This is a genomic window from Emticicia aquatica, from assembly GCF_923079645.1.
In the GTDB taxonomy this organism is placed as follows: domain Bacteria; phylum Bacteroidota; class Bacteroidia; order Cytophagales; family Spirosomataceae; genus Emticicia; species Emticicia aquatica.
In genome coordinates, this window is the sequence record NZ_CAKLPY010000015.1 from 1 (window position 1) to 3,105 (window position 3,105).

Annotated in this window: 1 protein-coding gene; it reads left to right on the forward strand. The window is 48.0% G+C overall.

What is annotated here, in order from left to right; translation table 11 throughout:
- Window positions 1-3,105 (forward strand): beta strand repeat-containing protein (locus MJQ71_RS20770; RefSeq protein WP_374759627.1); only part of this gene is annotated, 3,105 nt, incomplete at both ends.

Sequence of the window (3,105 nt, forward strand, 5' to 3'; positions counted from 1 at the left end):
CAGAGACAGCGACGTTAATTGCGACAGGTTGCAATGGCACGGTTAAGTGGAGCAATACATCAGTAGGGACGAGCATCACGGTGAGTGTAGCAGGCACATACACAGCAGTATGTGAGACGATTTGTGGAGAGAGTAGTAATTCAAACCCAATAGTAATCACGACAGGCAATACGCCATCGGCACCGGTCATCAGCACAACGAAGTATAGTTTGTGTAATGGCGAGACAGCGACGTTGAGTGCGACAGGCTGTGCAGGGACAGTTAAGTGGAGCAATACTTCGACAGGCACAAGCATCACAGTGAGCACTGCAGGCACATATACAGCGACCTGTACAAACAGTTGTGGGGAGAGTGTAAATTCAAACCCAATAGTAATCACAACAGGCAGTACACCATCGGCACCAGTTATCAGCACGACGAAGAACAGTTTGTGTAATGGCGAGACAGCGACCTTGAGTGCAACAGGCTGTGCAGGGACAGTTAAGTGGAGCAATACTTCAACAGGTACAAGCATCACAGTAAGCACCGCAGGCACATATACAGCGACCTGTACAAACAGTTGTGGGGAGAGTGGTAATTCAAATCCAATCGTAATCACGACAGGCAGTACGCCAGTGGCCCCAGTCATCAGCACGACTAAGAACAGCTTGTGTAATGGCGAGACGGCGACGTTGAGTGCAACAGGCTGTGCAGGGACAGTTAAGTGGAGCAATACTTCAACAGGTACAAGCATCACAGTAAGCACCGCAGGCACATATACAGCGACCTGTACAAACAGTTGTGGGGAGAGTGGTAATTCAAATCCAATCGTAATCACGACAGGCAGTACGCCAGTGGCCCCAGTCATCAGCACGACTAAGAACAGCTTGTGTAATGGCGAGACAGCGACGTTGAGTGCAACAGGTTGTGCAGGAACGGTTAAGTGGAGTAATACATCGACAGGCACAAGCATCACGGTAAGCACCGCAGGCACATATACAGCGACCTGTACAAACAGTTGTGGCGAGAGTGTAAATTCAAACCCAATCGTAATCACGACAGGCAGTACGCCATCGGCCCCAATCGTAGTATCAGATAAGACGATATGTTGTGATGGAGAGAAAGCGAGATTAACCGCGAGTGGATGTGTAGGCATCTTGAGTTGGAATGTATCAGGGGGAAGTGGTAGTGTATTAGAAGTGACGACGTCGGGCACATATACAGCAACGTGTAGCAATAGTTGTGGCAGTAGCAGTTCATCGAATGCAATAATTATCAGAGTAGGAGTTAGTCCAACGACGCCAGTGATAACAAGTACTAAGACAGTATTGTGTGGAACAGAGACAGCGACGTTAATTGCGACAGGTTGCAATGGCACGGTTAAGTGGAGCAATACATCAGTAGGGACGAGCATCACGGTGAGTGTAGCAGGCACATACACAGCAGTATGTGAGACGATTTGTGGGGAGAGTGGTAATTCAAATCCAATAGTAATCACGACAGGCAGTACGCCAGTGGCCCCAGTCATCAGCACAACTAAGAACAGCTTGTGTAATGGCGAAATAGCAACATTAAGTGCAACAGGATGTGCAGGCACGGTTAAGTGGAGCAACACCTCAACAGGTACAAGCATCACAGTAAGTACATCAGGTACATACACAGCAAGTTGTATGAATAGTTGTGGCGAAAGTGGCAACAGTAATTCAGTAGTAATCACAACAGGTAGCAGTCCAGCAGCCCCAGTTATCAGCAGCAACAAGAACAGTTTGTGTAATGGCGAGACAGCGACCTTGAGTGCAACAGGATGTGCAGGTACAGTTAAGTGGAGCAACACCTCAACAGGTACAAGCATCACGGTAAGTACATCAGGCACATACACAGCAAGTTGTATGAATAGTTGTGGCGAGAGTGGCAACAGCAATTCAGTAGTGATCACGACAGGTAGCAGTCCAGCAGCCCCAGTTATCAGCAGCAACAAGAATAGCTTGTGTAATGGCGAGACAGCAACATTAAGTGCGACAGGATGTGCAGGTACAGTTAAGTGGAGTAATACATCAACAGGTACAAGCATCACAGTAAGTGTAGCAGGCACATACACAGCAAGTTGTATGAATAGTTGTGGCGAGAGTGGCAACAGCAATTCAGTAGTGATCACGACAGGCAACAGCCCAGCAGCCCCAGTTATCAGCAGCAACAAGAACAGTTTGTGTAATGGAGAAACAGCGACCTTGAGTGCAACAGGATGTGCAGGCACAGTTAAGTGGAGTAATACTTCGACAGGTACAAGCATCACAGTAAGTACATCAGGCACATACACAGCGACCTGTACAAACAGTTGTGGGGAGAGTGTAAATTCAAACCCAATAGTAATCACGACAGGCAGTACGCCAGTGGCCCCAGTCATCAGCACGACTAAGAACAGTTTGTGTAATGGCGAGACAGCAACATTAAGTGCAACAGGCTGTGCAGGAACGGTTAAGTGGAACAATACTTCAACAGGTACAAGCATCACGGTGAGCACCGCAGGCACATACACAGCGACCTGTACAAACAGTTGTGGCGAGAGTGGCAATTCAAACCCAATAGTAATCACGACAGGCAGTACGCCAGTGGCCCCAGTCATCAGCACGACTAAGAACAGTTTGTGTAATGGCGAGACAGCGACGTTAATTGCGACAGGTTGCAATGGCACGGTTAAGTGGAGCAATACATCAGTAGGGACGAGCATCACAGTGAGCACCGCAGGCACATACACAGCAAGTTGTATGAATAGTTGTGGGGAGAGTGGTAATTCAAATCCAATCGTAATTACGACAGGCAGTACACCAGTGGCACCAGTCATCAGCACGACTAAGAATAGCTTGTGTAATGGCGAAATAGCAACATTAAGTGCAACAGGATGTGCAGGAACGGTTAAGTGGAGCAATACTTCAACAGGTACAAGCATCACAGTGAGCACCGCAGGCACATACACAGCAGTATGTGAGACGATTTGTGGGGAGAGTGTAAATTCAAATCCAATCGTAATCACGACAGGCAGTACACCATCGGCCCCAGTTATCAGCACGACTAAGAACAGTTTGTGTAATGGCGAGACAGCGACGTTGAGTGCAACAGGTTGTGCAG